This is a genomic window from Bifidobacterium pullorum DSM 20433 (genome assembly GCF_000771405.1).
Classification (GTDB): Bacteria; Actinomycetota; Actinomycetes; order Actinomycetales; family Bifidobacteriaceae; genus Bifidobacterium; species Bifidobacterium pullorum.
This window is the reverse complement of the sequence record NZ_JDUI01000003.1, coordinates 1-18,239: the sequence shown is the minus strand read 5'-3', so window position 1 is coordinate 18,239 and position 18,239 is coordinate 1. Positions and strand designations below refer to the sequence as shown.

The following is an 18,239-nucleotide window of genomic DNA, read 5'->3' as shown; positions in this document are numbered from 1 at the left end:
GGGCTAGCATGGGGACCATGACTATGGCAGACTGGCAGACCCTGAGCGAACGTATCAACAATGTGGCGCCGAGCGCCACGCTGGCCGTGGATTCCAAGGCCAAGGCCATGAAGGCGGCGGGCATCGACGTTATCGGCTTCGGTGCCGGCGAGCCGAACTTCCCGACCCCGGACTATGTGGTCGAGGCCGCCGCCGAGGCGTGCCGCGACCAGCGGAACCACCGGTACACGCCGACCCCCGGCCTGCCGGAGCTGCGTCAAGCCATCGCCCGCAAGATGCTGCGTGATTCCGGCTATGAGGTGACCCCCGAGCAGGTGGTGGTCACCAACGGCGGCAAGCAGGCCGTCTACGAGGCCTTCCAGATCCTGCTCAATGATGGCGACGAGGTCATCATCCCTACCCCGTACTGGACCAGCTATCCCGAAGCGGTCAAGCTGGCGGGCGGCGTGCCCGTCGAGGTGTTCGCCGGCGCCGACCGCGCCTTCGAGCCGGATATCGAGGCCATCGAGGCGGCGCGTACCGAGCGGACCAAGGCGATCATCGTCACCTCGCCGTCGAACCCGACCGGTGCGGTGTGGAGCCGCGAGACGATCGAGGCGATCGGCCGCTGGGCGGTGGAGCACCACGTGTGGGTGGTCTCCGACGAAATCTACGAGCATCTCAACTATGACGGCGCCAAAACCGCCTATATCGGCGCGGTGGTGCCCGAGGTGCGCGACCAGCTGCTCGTGCTCAACGGCGTGGCCAAGACCTACGCGATGACCGGCTGGCGCGTCGGCTGGATGGTGGCGCCCGAGCCGGTGGCCAAAGCCGCCTCCAAGCTGCAGGGGCACATGACCTCGAACGTGGCGAACGTCTCGCAGCGCGCGGCGCTGGCCGCGGTGGCGGGCGACCTCGATGCCGTCTATGCCATGCGCGAGGCCTTTGACGTGCGGCGCAAGGCCATCGTGGCCGCGCTGAACGCGGTCGACGGCGTGCACTGCCCGACCCCGACCGGCGCGTTCTACGCCTTCGCCGACGTCTCCGGGCTGCTGAACCGGCCGCTGGGCGCCAACGGCTCGGTGGCTTCGACCTCCGCCGAACTGGCGGCGATGCTGCTGGACGAGGCGCATGTGGCCGCGGTCCCCGGCGAGGCGTTCGGCGCACCCGGCTACCTGCGGTTCTCCTACGCCTTGGCCGACGACCAGCTGGCCGAAGGCATGCGCCGGTTCCAGGCGTGGGTCGGCTGACGGGACACACCGGAACAAACGGTGAAAAATAGCGGTTTGTCGACGAGCGAACACCGCGAGGTGGACGAAATCGACGGGACCCGCTATGATTGCCTCTTGGCGGTTTTGCCCGCCGGCTGATGCATTCGCACGGCTGTGGGCAAAGTTCACCTAGGGATGTGGCGCAATTGGTAGCGCAACGGTCTCCAAAACCGTAGGTTGTGGGTTCGAGTCCCGCCGTCCCTGCCAATTTTTTCCATTGCAAGCCGAAGTGAAGGACGGACTATGGCGAAGAGAAGCACCAGCGCGCAAGCCAAGAAGCCGAACATCTTCATGCGTATCGGCATGTTCATCAAGCAGATCGTCGACGAGCTGCGCAAAGTGGTGACCCCGACCAGCAAGGAACTGTTCTTCTGGGCGCTTGCGGTGTTTATCTTCGTGCTCTTCCTGATGGCAATCGTGACCGGTATGGATCTCGGCCTGGGCAAGCTCATGCTGTGGATGTTCGGCTGATTGATCCCGATCTGAAGGTGAATGCATGACTGACGAAGTGAATCTCGACAATCTCGACGAGCTGCCTGACATCCCCGAGACCGGCGAAGAGCCGGCCGTGGCGGATGAGCCGCAGGCGGCTGATTCCGAGCCTGCCGTGGAGCAGACCGCGGACGCCGAAGAATCCTCCGACGAGGAGCTCGATCCCGGCGCCAAGGCCGTGGAGGAGTTCTCCAAGAGCCTGCGCACGCTGGAAGGCAAGTGGTATGTGCTCCACACCTATTCCGGCTATGAGAAGCGCGTGAAGACCAATGTGGAGTCCCGTGTGGCCAGCTTCGGCCTTGAAGACAAGATCTTCCAGGTCGAGGTGCCCATGGAGGAGGTCGAGAAGCATACCGACAAGGGCAAGAAGGTCATCACCCGCGTCCGCGTGCCCGGGTATGTGCTCATCCGCATGTGGCCGGATGAGGACGCCCGCCGCATCGTGCGTGAGACCGAGGGCGTGACCGGCTTCGTCGGCCCGACCAAGGATCCCGCGCCGTTGACGCGCAAGGAAGTCGTGGCGATGATGGCCCCGATGATCGCCTCCGAGGCGTTGAAGAAGGCCGGTGACAAGCCCGCCGCGGCCAAGAAGCGCACTGTCGAGGTCTCCTACGCCGTGGGCGATCAGGTCACCGTCACCGATGGCCCGTTCACCACGATGCCCGCCGTGATCTCCGATGTGGAGCCGACCACGCAGAAGCTTACCGTGCTGGTCTCCATCTTCGGCCGTGACACACCGGTCGAACTGGGCTTCGACCAGGTCGAAAAGCTCGGCTGATACTCGTACCAAAGAAACCCCGCTTCGGCGGGGTTTCTTCGTTTCCCCAGGTTTTGCCCGCCCCACCATCCCGTCCCTCCCGGTTCCCGGACTCTGATGCATCGTGACTCTGATTCATTGCTGGAAACGGCGGAATTCCAAGGATGTTGAGATTGGATCACGGTCACGATAGATCAGAGTCCGGAGCGGGAGGGGAGGGCGTGGGAATGTCCGGCAGGGTCGGCATAATGGGAAAGCTTGTGTCTGGAGGGGAGACCCGCTAGCACAGCACAGCAATACCCGTTGCGGGAGGAGGCGGTCGCAGGACCGCCGCCGTTTGCACCGCTTCACAGAAAGAAGAACCATTTATGGCTCCCAAGAAGAAGGTCTCAGCGCTGATCAAGCTCGAGATTCAGGCGGGCAAGGCCAACCCGGCCCCGCCGCTCGGCCCGGCCCTGGGTTCGCATGGCGTCAACATCATGGACTTCTGCAAGGCCTACAACGCGGCCACGCAGGACAAGATGGGCCAGATCGTCCCGGTTGAGATCACCGTCTACGAGGATCGCTCCTTCACCTTCGTTCTCAAGACCCCGCCGGCCGCGGCCCTGCTCAAGCAGGCCGCCGGTATCCAGAAGGGCACCGAGAACCCGCTGACCCACAAGGTCGGCTCCGTCACCAAGGCTCAGATCCGCGAGATCGCGGAGACCAAGATGCCTGATCTGTCCGCTCGCGACGTCGAGGCCGGCATGAAGATCATCGAGGGTACCGCCCGTTCCATGGGCATCACGGTGACCGACTGAGAGGAGAAGGACAGATGGCTAAGCATTCCAAGAAGTACCGCGAAGCGGCCGAGAAGATCGATCGCAACAACCTGTACACCGGCGCCGAGGCTATCGCTCTGCTCAAGAGCATGCCGTCGTACAAGTTCGATCAGACGGTCGAGGCCGTGCTGCGTCTGAACGTTGACCCGCGCAAGGCCGACCAGCTGGTCCGCGGCACCGTCAACCTGCCCCACGGCACCGGTAAGACCGCCAAGGTCCTGGTGTTCGCCCGCGGCCCGAAGGCCACCGAGGCCACCGAGGCCGGCGCCGACATCGTCGGCGATGACGAGCTCATCGAGAAGGTCGCCGGCGGCTTCCTCGACTTCGACGCCGTGGTCGCCACCCCGGACATGATGGGCAAGGTCGGCCGTCTGGGCCGCGTGCTCGGTCCGCGTGGCCTGATGCCGAACCCGAAGACCGGCACCGTGACCATGGATGTGGCCAAGGCCGTCGCCGACATCAAGGGCGGCAAGATCGAGTTCCGTGTCGATCGTCACGGCAACCTGAGCTTCCTGATCGGCAAGCTCTCGTTCGACGAGAACGCGCTGGTCGAGAACTTCAAGGCCGTGGCCGAAGAGGTCAAGCGCCTGAAGCCGTCCACCGTGAAGGGCCGCTACATCACCAAGGCGACCATCACCTCCACGATGGCCCCGGGCGTCCCGGTCGACCCGATGACCCTGGTCTGATCGCGGAACGTTTCGTCTGTACGGACCGCTGAACCCCGCATCCGCTTGCCGGAGGCGGGGTTCAGCGTATTCCGGGGCGAATCGCCGGTTTCCTCAAGCCGGTCAGCGCTGCGCGGCGTCCCTCATGAGCCCCAGCGCGATGGCGGTCTGCAGCACGTAGCTCTCCCGCGGATCGGTGGCGTCCCAGCCGGTGGACTCGGCGGCGCGCTTCAACCGGTACCGCACCGTGTTGGGGTGCACGTTGAGCTCCTTGGCCGTGGTCTCCAGCGAGTTGCCGGATTTCAGGAACGCCGAGACCGTGGCCAGTGTGGGATCGTCGGCATTGTCCCCCTTCAGCGAGCGATACACGGTTTCGACCAGCTCGTCGCGCGCAACGGCATCGCCCAGCAGCGCCCGTTCGGGCAGCACATCGTCGGCCCGCATCGGCCTCGGCAGCGAGGCAAGCGCCGGTGCGGCCGCCAACGCCGACAACACGCTCTGCACGCTGCGGCGGGCCCCCTCGACCTGCTGGCACACCGGCCCCAGACACAGCGGAGCCTGGTCATGGAACGCTTCGGCCATGGCCGTGCAGGCCACTTCCGGGGTGACGGCGCTCTGCATCTCCACCAGGGCCACGCACCAGGCCCCTCTCATGCCGATGACGCAGTGCGAGCCGCCGAGATCGCGGACCGCCTCGCGGATCACCCGTCCGGAATCGGCCATCCCCTTGGCGGGGGTGCCGGCCACGGTGAAGCATGTGAACAGGTCACGCCAGCCCAGCACGCGCAGCAGCGACATCACGCGGTCATCGGCCACGCCCTCCGCCAGACACTCGAACGCCACGGATTCGATCCGGGCATCGACGGAATCCCCCTCGCCGCGCTGCAGCAGCGAGAGCAGGTCGCCGGGAACATCATGCTGCTGTTCGGCATGGCGACGGTGGGATGATAACGGCCAGACGGATGGAGTCATGATTCCACTGTATCCGTATCCGGCGGATTTGCGGGTATGACGTCCGCCTTGCGGCGCGAGGCGAGGGATTCCCTCCAGAACGTCAGGCACAGGAACCCGAAGCAGAACGCCACGGGCAGCATATGCCGCTCGAAGTTGTTGGCCGGCGCGGTGATCATGACGCCCATCAGCAACGCCAACGGCATGTGCCAGGCGAGCGTGCTCCACCGCCGGAGCACGAGTTCCGCCGCGCCGATCAGCAGCGTCAGCGACACGTACAGGTTGCCGTGCGTCAGCCATCCGAGCACCGGCACGGCGCCCCAATCCCGCGCGAATTCGGCGACCGCCGCTCTCCAGTCGTGGCACCAGTCCTTGATCCATTCGGTCTGGTCCTGCACATAGATGCTGTCCACGTAGTAATCCATCGAAACGTACGGGCTGGCGGTCACGTCGAAATAGCCGTAGCACTTGGCCAGCAACGCGTCGAGGGCGATCACCGGGTTGGCGGCCACGATCTGGGCCCACGCGCTGTTGAACTGCGCCATGTCCTCCTCGGTCACCGTGCGCCATTTATAGCTGACCTTCTTGGATTGGACGCCGGAGGATTTGACCGGGTCCGCGTCATCCTGACGGTACGCGTCCGCCATCTGATCCAGATTGAAGATCGGTTCCAGCAGCTCCGCGGCCGAATCGGGGATGCCGTCGGGATTGAGTTTGGCCACGCGCGCGATCTGCTGGAGCTGGATGCCCCGGCTTTCGATCGGGTCGCCGTCGATGATGAGCCCCGATCGGATCATCAGCGATATGCCGCCGTGGATGAGCACCGTCGGCAGCAGCAGGGCGGTCACATAGACGCGCCAGCGCTTCCGGTCAGCCAGCAACGCCAGCACGACCTGCAACACGATGATGTACCACGCGTATTTGGCGGAGATCAGCATCACGCAGGATGCGGCGGCGAACGCCAACCAGGAGCACTTGCGCAGCCGCAGGGGCCTTCCGTCTCGCCGCAGCCCGCCACGTGTCATATGCAGCTCGTACCACACGCCGAACCACCAGACGAACGCGAACGCGAACAGCGGCGACTTGGTCAGCGAAATCGTGGCGAACACGGCCAGCGGGCAGACCATGAAGAACAGCAGGATCAGGAATCGGGGCAGCGCCCCCGCGATCCGGGATTCGCCGGACGCCTCCCGCCCGCCATCCGGCCGCGGGAACGGCAGGTTGAAGAACCTGTGGGCGGTCGCCGCGCAGCAGAACGCGGCGAAGACGTATTGCGCCGCCGACAGCGCCACGAACCCGGCGTCGTTCGAACCGGTGAGATACCGCGAGACGGCGGCGACGGCGCCGTAGCACACGGTGAGCACGATATTGTGCTGGTTGGTCAGATACGTCGGGGCGTCCGTCCACAGGTAATGCGCGGTCGGATAGATGTCCATCGGCACGAAGGAGAAGAATCCGATATACGGCTGGTCCACGCCCAGCCATTGGTTCCACGCCCAACTGAATTCGCGCGCCTGCGAGCGGATGTCGGCGCCGAACGCGCTCAGCAGGGTCGTCGGCACCCACAGCCATCCGACGAGCATGACAAGGAACAGTTTCCACCACCGGTCGGTGCCGCGCATGATGATCCGGCGGAGCCGGCAGCCAACGCGCGCCAGCGCCCGCACCGGCGCGGTCAGGGCCAGATGCACGAGCCGCCGTCTCCAGGGGATGGGCGGCGGGGGCAGGGTGCGTCGTCCGGTGGCGTACCGGACCAGCAGCGTCACGATGCCCAGGTATACGGCGAAGGAGACGAGGAAATACGCGGTGTTGGCCCACGACCAGTCGGCGATCGACCCCTCGGCCCAGTACAGCGGGCCCACGGCCGTGCACAACGCCATCCACAGGCAGGCGAACCCCGCCACCCCCCAGCGGGCGCCGGCGGCGAACCGTGACAGTCGTGTGCGGCGGTGGGACGCGACGTCCTTGGCGGCGGCATCGGTGTGAGCGTTCTCAGCTGGGGATACGGGGCGTCGTCCGTCGGCGGCATGCATCATATCCATACTGGAAGGCTCGGTCATGGATGGCAATTGTAGCGTGCGTGGATGATTGTCGGGTCGGGATCCGGCGCACCCTCGCAAAGCCCCGACACACGTGGGGCCCGCTTCGGGACGGTGCGTCGCCCGCATGGGCGCGTGGAACGACGGATGATGCGCATGGGGTGCGCCGCCTGCATGGGTGCCGGGACGATCGTCGGGACGCCGGGACGCTGCGCGTGCGCCGCGCGGGTGGAGCCCGGTGACGATAGGGTGGAGTCATGGACGGGAACAACAACGAGGCGATGCGGCGTCTGCCGTGCACCTGCCGCGCCGCCGACAGGGTGCTGTGGTTCGACGAGGTGGACTCGACGAATGCGGTGGCGCGACGGCTGCTGTCCGAGATGCGGCCGCCGGTCGATGCTTCGGCCGCGGATGCCGAGGCGTCCGCTGACGCCAGGGGTGCATGCGATACCGGGGTTGCGGATACCACCGCCGCGCCGACCATCGCCGTGATCGTGGCCGACAGCCAGACCGCCGGCCATGGCCGACTCGGACGGCAGTGGGTGAGCCGGCCGGGGGAGTCGTCGATGGTGTCGTTCGCCACGGTGCTGCCGCAATCGCTGGCAACCGATCCCCGCATCAACGGCTGGCTGCAGATGATCGCCGGCCTGGCCGCGGTGGAGGCCATCGACGGTGTATGCGCGCAGGTGGGTGCGACATGCGCACACGCATCGTTGGACATGCCAACCCCATCGCCGGATGCGCCGGACTCCCCGCAGGACGGTTCCGCGGACATCGCTGGCGCGCACCGCGCCGCCGGCGGACAAGATGCGTGCGGTCTCAGGTTGAAATGGCCGAACGACGTGTTCCTCCACGATCACAAGCTCGGCGGGATTTTGTTGGAGTTGGTGCTGCCTTGTGGCGGTGCCGCATCCGCCGTGACAGGTGCGGCTGCCGGGACCGAGGCGCGAGCATGCCCGTCGGTTTCCGATGATGGGCGGATGGTCGGACTGGTGATTGGCATCGGTCTGAATCTGGCGATTCCCGCCGACCGTCTGCCGACGGAGCTTGCCACCTCGTTGCAGCTGCATCGTACGCCGTTGCCCGAGCCGGCGCGACTGCGGGACCTGATCGCCGCACGCATGGTGACCGCGCTTCGTTCGCGGTTGCGGGCGTTCGTCGGGAATCCCGTGGGATATGCCGCTGCGCTGCATGATGAGATGGAACCGGCGTGCTGGACGCTTGGGCGGCTGGTGGAGGCGCGCCTGGCCGACGGCGGAGTGGTGCGAGGTGTCGCGCTGCGGTTGAACCTCGACGCGTCGCTGGTGATACGCGACGCCGGCGGGCGCGAGTATACGGTCACTACCGGCGACGTGGGGGTGCTGTAGACCCGAAGCGGTGCGGGAGGTGTCGCGGAAACCGGCCGTGGTATGGAGCCGGGGCGGCAGGCGTGTCGCGTTTGCGTACCACGACGCTGTGGTACGGAACCAGGAAAGGCGGCGTTTGTGTGTTCTGTACCGTACCACGGGCACGTCAGTGGAGGACGTGCCCGCGTCAGCGCAGGCGGCTGATGCCCGCGACGGCGAGGGTTGCGACCGCGGCCTTGATCAGGTCGCCGATGATGAAACCGGTGGAGGCGATCGCGATGGCGGCGACCGGGACGCCGGTGAGCACCGACTGCATCGTGATGCCGAACGCGTAGACGACCACGACGCAGCCGATCAGACAGGCGGCGAAGTGGCGCAACGCGACCAGCCGGCCCTGGGAGGCGCCCTTGAGCAGCGCGGTCACCACCACGCCGGGCAGGAATCCGAGCAGGAATCCGCCGGTCGGGCTGACCAGCGCGGCCGTGGACATGCCGCCGGCGAACACCGGCAGTCCGGCGGCTCCCGCCGTCAGATACAGCACGATGCAGGCCGCGGCCTGGCGCGGGGTCAGCATCAGACCGGCCATCATGACCACCAGGGTCTGCAGCGTGATCGGCACCGGCGTGCCGGGAATCGGCACGGCGCCTGCGGCCGCGGACGCCCACAGCAGTGCGGCGAACAGCAGCGGCAGCGCCGCGGGCCGGACGTGGGCGGTTGCGGTGCGGATGATTGCGATGACGCTGGTGGACATGGCCCCTCCCTTTCATGACGTGGAACCTCCCGCCGCACCTGGAATCCGGCGACGAACGATTGCGGGAGGACGTGGCATGGCCATGGTAGGCGTCGCGCGTGCGGTTGCGCGCTGTGACCGTGCACAAAAAATCCGGGTCCGTGTTGTACCGGCGGGGTACGCGCGCGTAGGTTACGGCGACGTTTGTGGAACCTCACAAAAGCGGACGCGATGTTTTGTAGATTCTTCGCTAACCCTTCACACGAGTGCCGGAATAAGTTTGGATACCATGGGCAAACGTATCGAAAAAGTGTTGGTCGCGAACCGCGGCGAAATCGCCCTGAGGGTGGTGCGCACCCTCAAGGAGATGGGCATCGCGAGCGTGGCCGTCTACGCCGAGCAGGACCGTGAATCGCAGTATGTGGGCATGGCCGACGAGGCGTATCTGCTCTCGGGCGATACCTACAAGGACACCTACCTCAACGAGGACCTCATGATCGAGATCCTGCAGCGGTCCGGCGCCGACGCCGTGCACCCGGGGTACGGGTTCCTCTCCGAGATCGCCTCCTTCGCCGAGAAGGTCGCCGCCGCCGGCGCGGTCTGGATCGGCCCCTCCCCGCAGGCCCTGACCGACCTGGGAGACAAGATCACCGCGCGCCGCGTGGCCACCAAGGCCAAGGTCCCGCCGGTCCCCGGCCTGTCCGAATCGGCCACCGACATCCACGCGCTGTTCGACTTCGCGCACACGCACGGCTTCCCGATCATGATGAAGCGCACCGACGGCGGCGGCGGACACGGCATCACCATCGTGCACAACGACGACGAGCTGCGCGGCTTCTACCTGAACCATGATTCGCTGCAGGGCGGCGATCTGAAGGAATACTTCATCGAACGCTTCATCGACAAGGCCCGCCACGTGGAGACCCAGTGCGGGCGCGACAGCCACGGCAACTTCACCGTGTACTCCACGCGTGACTGCACCGTGCAGCGTCGCAACCAGAAGCTCATCGAGGAGGCCCCGGCCCCGTTCCTCAGCGAATCCGTGGCCCGCCAGCTCGAACAGTACTCGCGCAACCTGTTCGAGGCGGTCGGCTACGTGGGCCTGGGCACCTGCGAGTTCATGGTCACCCCGCAGCACAAGGTCTACTTCCTCGAGGTCAACCCGCGTCTGCAGGTCGAGCACACCGTCAGCGAGGAGGTGTGCGGGCTCGACCTCGTGCGCGAGCAGATCACCATCGCGCAGGGCGGCGAGCTGACCGAAGCCCCCGAACCCCGCGGCCACAGCTTCGAGCTGCGCATCACCTGCGAGGATCCGGCCACCAACCTGACCCCGAGCTCCGGCACCCTGACCCGGATCGTCTGGCCGTCCGGCGCGGGCATCCGCATCGACTCCGGCGTCAAGGAGGGCGACACCGTCTCCCCGAAGTTCGATTCGATGATGGGCAAGCTCATCGTCACCGCCCAGGACCGCGCCACCGCCGTGGCCCGCGTGCGCCGCGCGCTGGGCGAGCTGGCCATCGAGGGCGTGCCCACCCCGGCGGCCCTGTTCGAACAGATCTTCAACGATCCGGACTTCACCGCCGAGAACGGCCACGCCTACGACGTGTCCACCAAGTGGCTGGAGCGCACCTATCTGAACCGCGAACCCGGTTCGCTGAGCGCCGGACAGCCCGCTTCGCTGAGCGCGGGGGCCGCGGAGACGCCGAAGACCGCGACCGAATCCTTCGTTATCGAGATCGACAACCGTCGCGTCACGCTCACCGTGCCGCAGGACATCGTCGACAATCTGACCGGTTCCGCCCGCGCCCGCGGCGCCAAGCTGCCCACCCAGCCGCTGCGCGGCCAGGGCCTGCACAACGTGTCTGCCAAGGCCGCCAACGATGAGGGCAAGTCCGGGGTCATCGCCTCCCCGATGCAGGCCGTCGTCACGCGCATCAACGTGGCCGAAGGCCAGCAGGTGGCCAAGGGCGACCTGCTGGTGGTGCTCGAGTCGATGAAGATGGAGAACTACGTGTATTCGCCGGTGGCGGGCACCGTCACCAAGATCTTCGTCGGGCCGGCCGCCGGCGTGGAGGCCGGCGAGACGCTGGTCACGCTCGACATCGACGGCGCGACCAAGCCCGAGGAGCAGGGAGGTGAGTCGAAGTGACCGACATTATGACCGCCCCCGCCGTCGTCAAGGCCATGGAGAACGGGGAGAGCGCCGACAAGCAGCCGATCCGCGCCGCCATCGTGCGCGCGGCGCAGCTCGCCCGCGATGCCGAGGAGCACGCCCGCACCCGTCAGCATGCCAAGGGCAAGCGCACCGCGCGAGAACGCCTGGATCTGCTGTTCGACACCGGCTCCTTCCAGGAGATCGGCCGTTTCGCCGGCGGCGACATCAACGGCGGCAAGGCCGGATCGGCCGTCATCACCGGTTTCGGTGAGATCTACGGCCGCAAGGTCGGCGTGTACGCCCAGGACTTCTCCGTGCAGGGCGGCACGCTCGGCACCGCCGAAGGCACGAAAATCTGCCACCTGATGGACATGGCCCTGGAATTGAAGGTGCCGGTCGTGGCCCTGATCGACTCGGGCGGCGCCCGCATCCAGGAGGGCGTGGCCGCGTTGACCCAGTACGGCCGCATCTTCCGCAAGACCTGCGAGGCCAGCGGCTTCATCCCCCAGATCTCAATCATCCTGGGGCCGTGCGCCGGCGGCGCCGTGTACTGCCCGGCCCTGACCGACCTGATCATCATGACCCGCGAGAACTCCAGCATGTTCGTCACCGGACCGGACGTGGTCAAGGCCGCCACCGGCGAGACGATCAGCATGGACGACCTGGGCGGCGGCCTGGTGCACAACGCCACCTCCGGCGTGGCCCACTACCTGGGCGAGGACGAGGCCGACGCGATCGACTACGCGCGCACCGTGCTCGCCTACCTGCCGTCCAGCTCCGACGACAACCCGCCGACCTTCGCCTACGCGGCCACCCGCGGCGACCGCGCCGTGGCCGAGCGTCTGGGCACGATTGTGCCGGAGAACGACCGCCAGCCCTACGATGTGCTGGACGTGATCCGCTGCATCGTGGACTACGGCGAGTTCGTGCAGGTGCAGGAGCTGTTCGCCCCCTCCGCGGTGGTCGGGCTGGCCTGCGTGGAGGGCCATCCGGTCGGCATCGTGGCGAACCAGCCGAACGTCAACGCCGGCGTGCTCGACGTGGACGCCTCCGAGAAGGTGGCCCGTTTCGTGCGTCTGTGCGACGCGTTCAACCTGCCGGTCATCACCCTGGTGGACACCCCCGGATACAAGCCGGGCGCCGAGCAGGAGCACGCGGGCATCATCCGCCGCGGCGCGAAGGTCATCTACGCCTACGCCAACGCCCAGGTGCCGATGGTCACCGTCATCCTGCGCAAGGCGTTCGGCGGCGCGTACATCGTCATGGGCTCCAAGGCCATCGGCGCGGACGTGAATTTCGCTTGGCCGACCAGCCAGATCGCGGTGCTCGGCGCGAAGGGCGCCGTCAACATCATCCACCGCAAGGCGCTGCAGAAGGCCAAGGAGATGGGCCAGGACGTCGAGGCGCTGCGCACCAAGCTCGCCGACGAATACGAGGCCACCACCGTCAACGCGAACCTCTCCCTGGAGATGGGCGAGATCGACGCGATGATCGACCCCGAACAGACCCGCGAGGCCATCGCCGAATCGCTGCGACTGCTGTCCGGCAAGAAGCGGGTCCGCCGCACCACCAAGCATCACGGCAACCAGCCGCTGTAACCCAACACTTGAACCGACTTGAACCAAACAGAAGAAAAGGAACAGCAATGACCGATACCATGTTCTTCCTCAACCGTCTGGCGGGCGAGCCCCATGCGCTCGCCTTCGGCGGGCAGTCCACGCCGTGGACCGTGGCCCTGGCCGACCAGACCACCGACCCGATGCTGGAGGCGTCGCTCAAGGGCCACATGGCCGCCGCCAACCGGCTGCTCACCCCGGTGAACGCCGATCTGCTGGCCGCCACCGGACACCCCGTGGACCTGTTCGGCTTCGAGGCGAACCCGGCCAAGCTCGGCACGGCCGCCGACGCCGCGGCCTCCGTGCCCGGCATCGCGCTCGCCCAGCTGGGCGCGCTGCTCGACATGGCCGGCCTGGGCTACGACCCGGCCGCCGCCAAGCCGGCCGCCGTGCTCGGCCACTCGCAGGGCGTGCTCGCCGTGCACATGGTGCAGGCCGCCATGGCCGCCGGGTCGATCGAGGCCGCATCCGACGAGATCGACCAGATCCTGGCCATCGCCCAGCTGATCGGCGTGGCCGGCAGCCGCCAGACCAAGCTCATCGCCCTGAACGCCAAGGTCGGCGAGGCCACCCCGATGCTGTCGGTCAAGGGCGCCACCGTCCAGCAGGTCGAGGCGCTGATCGCCCGCGTGTCGAAGCCGCGCGGCCCGATCTCCATCGCCGTGACCAACGCCTCCGACAACCAGGTGCTTTCCGGCTATCCGGAGGACCTGGCCTCGTTCGTCACCGAGGCGGAGAAGGAGCACAAGCACCAGGCCAAGCTGCGCGAGGACAAGGTGCGCGGCGGCGCGGTGTTCAACCCGGTGCTCGAATACCTTGAGGTCACGCTGCCGTTCCACTCCCCGCTGATGGCCGACGCGGTCGAGCAGACCGTGGCCTGGGCGCAGGTCTGCGGCCTCGACGGCGAGCGCGCCCGCGTGCTGGCCGACGAGGTGCTCGTCAACCATGTGGACTGGGCTTCGCGCGTGCGCGAGCTGATCGCCTCCAACGATCCGACGAAGCTGTGGATCGTCGATCTCGGCCCCGGCGCCACCGCCGGCAAGCTGATCGCCGCCAACGTGCAGGGCACCGGCGTCGGCGTGGTCGAGGCCTCCACCGGAACCGAACGCGCCGCGCTCGCCACGCTGGACGGCGACCCGGAGCGCACCCAGGATTGGCGTCGCTTCGCCCCGAGCGTGCTGCATACGCCGGCCGGCGACAAGATCCGCACCAAGTTCAGCGAGCTGACCGGCAAGGCCCCGGTGCTGCTCGCCGGCATGACGCCGACCACCGTGGACCCGGAGATCGTGGCCGCGGCCGCGAACGCCGGCTACTGGGCTGAGATCGGCGGCGGCGGCCAGGTGACCGCCGACGTGTTCGACCGCAACGTGGCCAAGCTCGAGGAACAGCTCGAGGAGGGCCGCACCGTCGAGTTCAACGCGATGTTCATGGACCGCTACCTGTGGAACCTGCAGTTCGGCTCCCAGCGCATCGTGCCGAAGAAGCGCGCCTCCGGCACCCCGATCGACGGCGTCGTCGTCTCCGCCGGCATCCCCGAGCTCGACGAGGCCAAGGAGCTCGTCGCCTCGCTCGCGGCCGACGGCATCCCGTACGTGGCGTTCAAGCCGGGCACCGTGGACCAGATCCGCCAGGTCGTGCGCATCGCCAAGGCGGTGGCCCCGACCACGATCATCGTCGAGATCGAGGGCGGCGTGGCCGGCGGCCACCACTCCTGGGAGTCGCTGGACGACCTGCTGCTGACCACCTACGCCGACGTGCGCGACTGCGAGAACCTGGTGCTCGTGGCCGGCGGCGGCATCGGCACGCCGGAGCGTGCCGCCGATTACATCTCCGGTCAGTGGGCCCGCGTCTATGACATGCCTGACATGCCGGTGGACGGCGTGCTCGTCGGCACCGCCGCAATGACCGCCAAGGAGGCGCACACCAGCCCGCAGGTCAAGAAGATGCTGGTCGAAACCCCCGGCATCACCGACACCACCCCCGATCCGGACCCGTTCGCGCCGCGCGGCGAGAAGTGGGTGCCGTCCGGCAAGGCCGTCGGCGGCGTGACCTCCGGTCTGAGCCACCTGCACGCCGACATCTACGAGCTGGAGAACTCCTCCGCCCAGTGCGGCCGCCTGCTCGTGCGCGTCATGAAGCACCCCGAGGAGCTGGACGCCCGCCACGACGAGATCGTCGAGGCCCTGAACAAGACCGCCAAGCCGTACTTCGGCGACCTCAAGGACATGACCTATCTCGAGTGGGCCGAGCGCTTCGCCGAGCTGTCCTTCCCGTGGGTCGACGAGACCTACGCCGAGCGCTTCCTGCACCTGCTGCAGCGCATCGAGGCCCGCGTCTGCTCGCAGGAGTCCGGCGAGCTGGACTCGCTGTTCGCCGACCGCGCCGCCGTGGAATCCGATCCGCAGGCCGCCATCGCCAAGCTGCGCGCCGCCTATCCGCAGGCCGCCGAGCTCAAGGTGACCGCCGCCGACGTGGCCTGGTTCCCGACCCTGGTGCGTGAATTCCCCAAGCCGATGCCGTTCGTGCCGGTCATCGACAACGACCTGCTGCGTTGGTGGGGCCAGGACCAGCTGTGGCAGTCCGAGGACGCCCGCTACTCCGCCGATTCCGTGCGCATCATCCCCGGACCGATCTCCGTGGCCGGCATCACCACGATGGACGAGCCGATCGCCGACATCCTCGGCCGTTTCGAGCAGGCCGCCACCGAGCGCGTCAAGGCCGCCAACAACGGCGAGACCACCGAGGCCTTCGCCGAGCTGGGCGTCTCCGCCGACGCCGAGGCGTTCATCCGCAACTGCCCGAACATCTCCTGGGTCGGCCACCTGATGGCCAACCCCGCCTACGGCACCGCCAACGGCGACGAGCACTACGAGATCCGCCACGTCGGCACCGGCGAGAACGGCGAGCTGTTCGACCTCGACATCCATCTGGACACCTACTGGGACAACGATCCGGACGGTGGCCTGTCCAAGCACGCCGTGCGCGACATCGTCATCCCGCTGGTCGTCAACGGCACCGAATCCGGCCTGTTCCCGGTCGTCGACCGCGAGCGCCTGCCCGAGCACGTCTACGCGATGCTCGCCGCCACCGCCGGCATCGGCAACACCGCCATCACCGGCGACGAGCTGACCGCCATGCCGGTCATCGAGAAGAGCGACGACACGGCCGCCCGCCCGTTCGGCGAGGCCCACGCCACCTACACGCTGTCCGCCAACCTCGGATTCGACCACGAGGCCGCCACCGCCGGCACCATGCCGCAGAACCTCAAGGCCTCCCGCATCGCCCCCGACGCGCTGGTCGGCCCGGCCTGGCCCGCCATCTACGCGGCGCTCGGCTCCGTGTATGTCAACGGCTTCCCGGTCATCGAGGGCCTGCTCAACGCCGTGCACCTCGACCACCTCATCGAGCTCGAGGTCACCGAGGAGGAGCTGCTCGCCCACACCGGCGAGACCATCAGCATGACCAGCTGGGCCGAGGACTACTTCGAGTCCGCCTCCGGCCGCGTGGTGACCATTCACGTGGACCACGCCGCCGCCGACGGCACCGTGCTCGCCCACGAGACCGAGCGCTTCGCGATCCGCGGCCGCGCCTATTCCGACGCGCTGCCGACCGAGGCCCCGGACTACGGCGACTACCTCGACTTCCATCGCGACGAGCTCGCCGTCAAGGAGACGATGTTCGCCCTCGACGGTATGGACGCCAACGAGTTGCTCACCGATTCGACCCCGCGCCGCCTGCTGCGCCGCGTCAAGGTCAAGGCGCCGCACGAGATGACCGCGTTCGCGCGCACCTCCGGCGACTTCAACCCGATCCACACCTCGCACCGCGGCGCCGCCATCTCCGGACTCGTGGCCCCGCTCGTGCACGGCATGTGGCTGTCCGCCACCGCCCAGCACGTGGCCCAGGCCACCGACGACAAGGGCGCCCACTACGAGATCGCCGGCTGGACCTACAACATGTATGGCATGGTGCAGCTGGACGACGAAGTGGAGATCTCCGTCGAACGCGTCGGCAAGGTGCGTCACGGCGGCATGGTGCTCGAGGTGACCTGCCGCATCGATGGCGCGATCGTCTCGCGCGGCACCGCGATCACCCGCGCCCCGAAGGCCGCTTTCGTCTACCCCGGCCAGGGCATCCAGCAGCAGGGCATGGAACTCGACGCCCGCGCCAAGTCCCCGGCCGCACGCGAGGTCTGGGAGCGAGCCGACCAGATCACCCGTGAGCAGCTCGGCTTCTCGATCATCGCCGTCGTGCGCGATAACCCGAAGGAGCTCGTGGCCAACGGCGTGCGCTACTACCATCCGGACGGCCTGCTCAACCTGACGCAGTTCACACAGGTGGCGCTCGCCACCGTGGCGTTCGTGCAGACCGCGCGCCTGCGCGAATCCGGCAGCGACATCTGGCCCGCCTACTTCGCCGGCCACTCGCTGGGCGAGTACAACGCGCTGAGCTCGTTCGCCGGCATCATCCCGCTGGAGACCGTGCTGGTGCTCGTGTTCCACCGTGGCTCCGCCATGGACAGCCTGGTCGAACGTGACGCCAACGGCCGCACGAACTACCGCATGGGCGCCCTGCGCTCCAACCAGTTCGGCATCGGCGACGACGGCGTGAACGAGTACGTGCAGTCCATCGCCGAGAAGACCGGCGAGTTCCTGCAGATCGTCAACTACAACCTCTCCGGCTCGCAGTATGTGATCGCCGGCACCGTGGCGGGTCTGAAGGCCCTGGGCGCCGACGCCGAACGCCGCGCCGCCGAATACGGCGGGCGCAAGTCGTTCATGGTGCTGCCCGGCATCGACGTGCCGTTCCATTCGCGCATGCTGCGCAAGGGCGTGCCGGACTTCCGCGACAAGCTCGACGCGCTGCTGCCGCAGTACATCGACTACGACCGCCTGGTCGGCCGCTACATCCCGAACCTGGTGGCCTGCCCGTTCGAGATGACCAAGGAATTCGCTGCCAAGATCCTCGAGGTCGTGCCCTCCGAGCGCATCAAGGCCGCGCTGGACGATCCGGCCGTGTGGGACTCCTATGCCGCCGACGACCAGAAGCTCGGCCGTCTGCTGCTCACCGAGCTGCTCTCCTGGCAGTTCGCCTCCCCGGTGCGCTGGATCGAGACGCAGAACCTGATGTTCAGCGCCCGCGGCATCGGCGGCCTGGGTGTGGAGGAGCTCGTGGAGGTCGGCCTGGGCAACTCGCCTACGCTGGCCAACATGGCCGCCAAGACCCTGAAGCTGCCGGAGTTCGCCGGCCGCGACGTGACCGTGTACAACGTCGGTCGCGATGAGGGACGTGTCACGATGACCGATTCCGATTCGCTGGTCGTCGAGGAGGAGCCGGAGGAGACCCCGGTCGAGTCCGCTCCGGCCGCCCCCGCGGCCGCTCCTGCCGCCGCCCCGGCCCCGGTCGAGTCCGCTCCG

Annotated in this window: 12 protein-coding genes and 1 tRNA gene; 10 read left to right on the top strand and 3 right to left on the bottom strand. The window is 67.5% G+C overall.

Annotated features, from left to right (window positions below; translation table 11 throughout):
• The first annotated feature begins 23 nt into the window (after window positions 1–23).
• The 6 genes from OU11_RS02520 to rplA all read left to right on the top strand — a co-directional run bounded on the left by OU11_RS02520 (window position 24) and on the right by rplA (window position 4,006).
• Window positions 24–1,229 (top strand): pyridoxal phosphate-dependent aminotransferase, encoded by a 1,206-nt coding sequence (locus OU11_RS02520; RefSeq protein ID WP_033514347.1) that lies wholly within the window; start codon window positions 24–26, stop codon window positions 1,227–1,229.
• Between the two features lie 152 nt (window positions 1,230–1,381).
• Window positions 1,382–1,457 (top strand) — tRNA-Trp (locus OU11_RS02515).
• A gap of 36 nt (window positions 1,458–1,493) precedes the next feature.
• Entirely contained in the window at window positions 1,494–1,721 is a 228-nt protein-coding gene (gene secE, locus OU11_RS02510; RefSeq protein WP_033514346.1) for a preprotein translocase subunit SecE, read from the top strand.
• A 25-nt stretch (window positions 1,722–1,746) separates the two neighbouring features.
• Window positions 1,747–2,520: a transcription termination/antitermination protein NusG gene (gene nusG / locus OU11_RS02505; RefSeq protein WP_033514345.1), complete on the top strand. Its 774-nt coding sequence runs from the start codon at window positions 1,747–1,749 to the stop codon at window positions 2,518–2,520.
• A 347-nt stretch (window positions 2,521–2,867) separates the two neighbouring features.
• The gene (gene rplK, locus OU11_RS02500) at window positions 2,868–3,299 is read left to right on the top strand and encodes a 50S ribosomal protein L11 (protein ID WP_033505350.1); all 432 of its coding nucleotides are present in this window, start codon (window positions 2,868–2,870) and stop codon (window positions 3,297–3,299) included.
• 14 nt (window positions 3,300–3,313) lie between these two features.
• Window positions 3,314–4,006, top strand: a complete 693-nt coding sequence (gene rplA / locus OU11_RS02495; protein WP_033514344.1) for a 50S ribosomal protein L1 — start codon at window positions 3,314–3,316, stop codon at window positions 4,004–4,006.
• Window positions 4,007–4,108: 102 nt separating this feature from the next.
• On the opposite strand, the gene OU11_RS02490 is transcribed toward rplA, so the two are convergent.
• Window positions 4,109–4,957, bottom strand: coding sequence for a PucR family transcriptional regulator (locus OU11_RS02490; RefSeq protein WP_081963403.1), 849 nt, complete (start codon window positions 4,955–4,957; stop codon window positions 4,109–4,111).
• Window positions 4,954–6,972: a DUF6020 family protein gene (locus OU11_RS02485; RefSeq protein ID WP_373869292.1), complete on the bottom strand. Its 2,019-nt coding sequence runs from the start codon at window positions 6,970–6,972 to the stop codon at window positions 4,954–4,956. Before OU11_RS02485 ends, OU11_RS02490 begins: the two co-directional genes overlap by 4 nt.
• Before the next feature lie 260 nt (window positions 6,973–7,232).
• On the opposite strand from OU11_RS02485, the gene OU11_RS02480 reads away from it, so the two are divergent.
• Window positions 7,233–8,342, top strand: a complete 1,110-nt coding sequence (locus OU11_RS02480; RefSeq protein ID WP_033514342.1) for a biotin--[acetyl-CoA-carboxylase] ligase — start codon at window positions 7,233–7,235, stop codon at window positions 8,340–8,342.
• 166 nt (window positions 8,343–8,508) lie between these two features.
• Here OU11_RS02480 and OU11_RS02475 read toward each other — a convergent pair whose 3' ends face one another.
• Window positions 8,509–9,072 (bottom strand): biotin transporter BioY, encoded by a 564-nt coding sequence (locus OU11_RS02475; protein WP_033514340.1) that lies wholly within the window; start codon window positions 9,070–9,072, stop codon window positions 8,509–8,511.
• 268 nt (window positions 9,073–9,340) lie between these two features.
• Here OU11_RS02475 and OU11_RS02470 point away from each other — a divergent pair, with 268 nt between their 5' ends.
• From OU11_RS02470 to OU11_RS02460, 3 genes are all read left to right on the top strand, one after another.
• The gene (locus OU11_RS02470; protein ID WP_033514339.1) at window positions 9,341–11,200 is read left to right on the top strand and encodes an acetyl/propionyl/methylcrotonyl-CoA carboxylase subunit alpha; all 1,860 of its coding nucleotides are present in this window, start codon (window positions 9,341–9,343) and stop codon (window positions 11,198–11,200) included.
• Entirely contained in the window at window positions 11,197–12,804 is a 1,608-nt protein-coding gene (locus tag OU11_RS02465) for an acyl-CoA carboxylase subunit beta (protein ID WP_033514338.1), read from the top strand. The genes OU11_RS02470 and OU11_RS02465 overlap by 4 nt, the downstream gene beginning before the upstream one ends.
• A gap of 47 nt (window positions 12,805–12,851) precedes the next feature.
• Window positions 12,852–18,239, top strand: a 5,388-nt coding sequence (locus OU11_RS02460; RefSeq protein ID WP_033514337.1) for a fatty acid synthase subunit beta domain-containing protein, incomplete at its 3' end; no start/stop codon positions are given.

Excerpts from the sequence above, each read along its gene's own strand:
- OU11_RS02490 (WP_081963403.1), bottom strand. The coding sequence starts at position 4,957 with ATGACTCCATCCGTCTGGCCGTTATCATCCCACCGTCGCCATGCCGAA.
- OU11_RS02480 (WP_033514342.1), top strand. The coding sequence starts at position 7,233 with ATGGACGGGAACAACAACGAGGCGATGCGGCGTCTGCCGTGCACCTGC.
- nusG (WP_033514345.1), top strand. The coding sequence starts at position 1,747 with ATGACTGACGAAGTGAATCTCGACAATCTCGACGAGCTGCCTGACATC.
- OU11_RS02475 (WP_033514340.1), bottom strand. The coding sequence starts at position 9,072 with ATGTCCACCAGCGTCATCGCAATCATCCGCACCGCAACCGCCCACGTC.
- rplK (WP_033505350.1), top strand. The coding sequence starts at position 2,868 with ATGGCTCCCAAGAAGAAGGTCTCAGCGCTGATCAAGCTCGAGATTCAG.
- OU11_RS02520 (WP_033514347.1), top strand. The coding sequence starts at position 24 with ATGGCAGACTGGCAGACCCTGAGCGAACGTATCAACAATGTGGCGCCG.
- rplA (WP_033514344.1), top strand. The coding sequence starts at position 3,314 with ATGGCTAAGCATTCCAAGAAGTACCGCGAAGCGGCCGAGAAGATCGAT.
- OU11_RS02485 (WP_373869292.1), bottom strand. The coding sequence starts at position 6,972 with ATGATGCATGCCGCCGACGGACGACGCCCCGTATCCCCAGCTGAGAAC.
- secE (WP_033514346.1), top strand. The coding sequence starts at position 1,494 with ATGGCGAAGAGAAGCACCAGCGCGCAAGCCAAGAAGCCGAACATCTTC.
- OU11_RS02470 (WP_033514339.1), top strand. The coding sequence starts at position 9,341 with ATGGGCAAACGTATCGAAAAAGTGTTGGTCGCGAACCGCGGCGAAATC.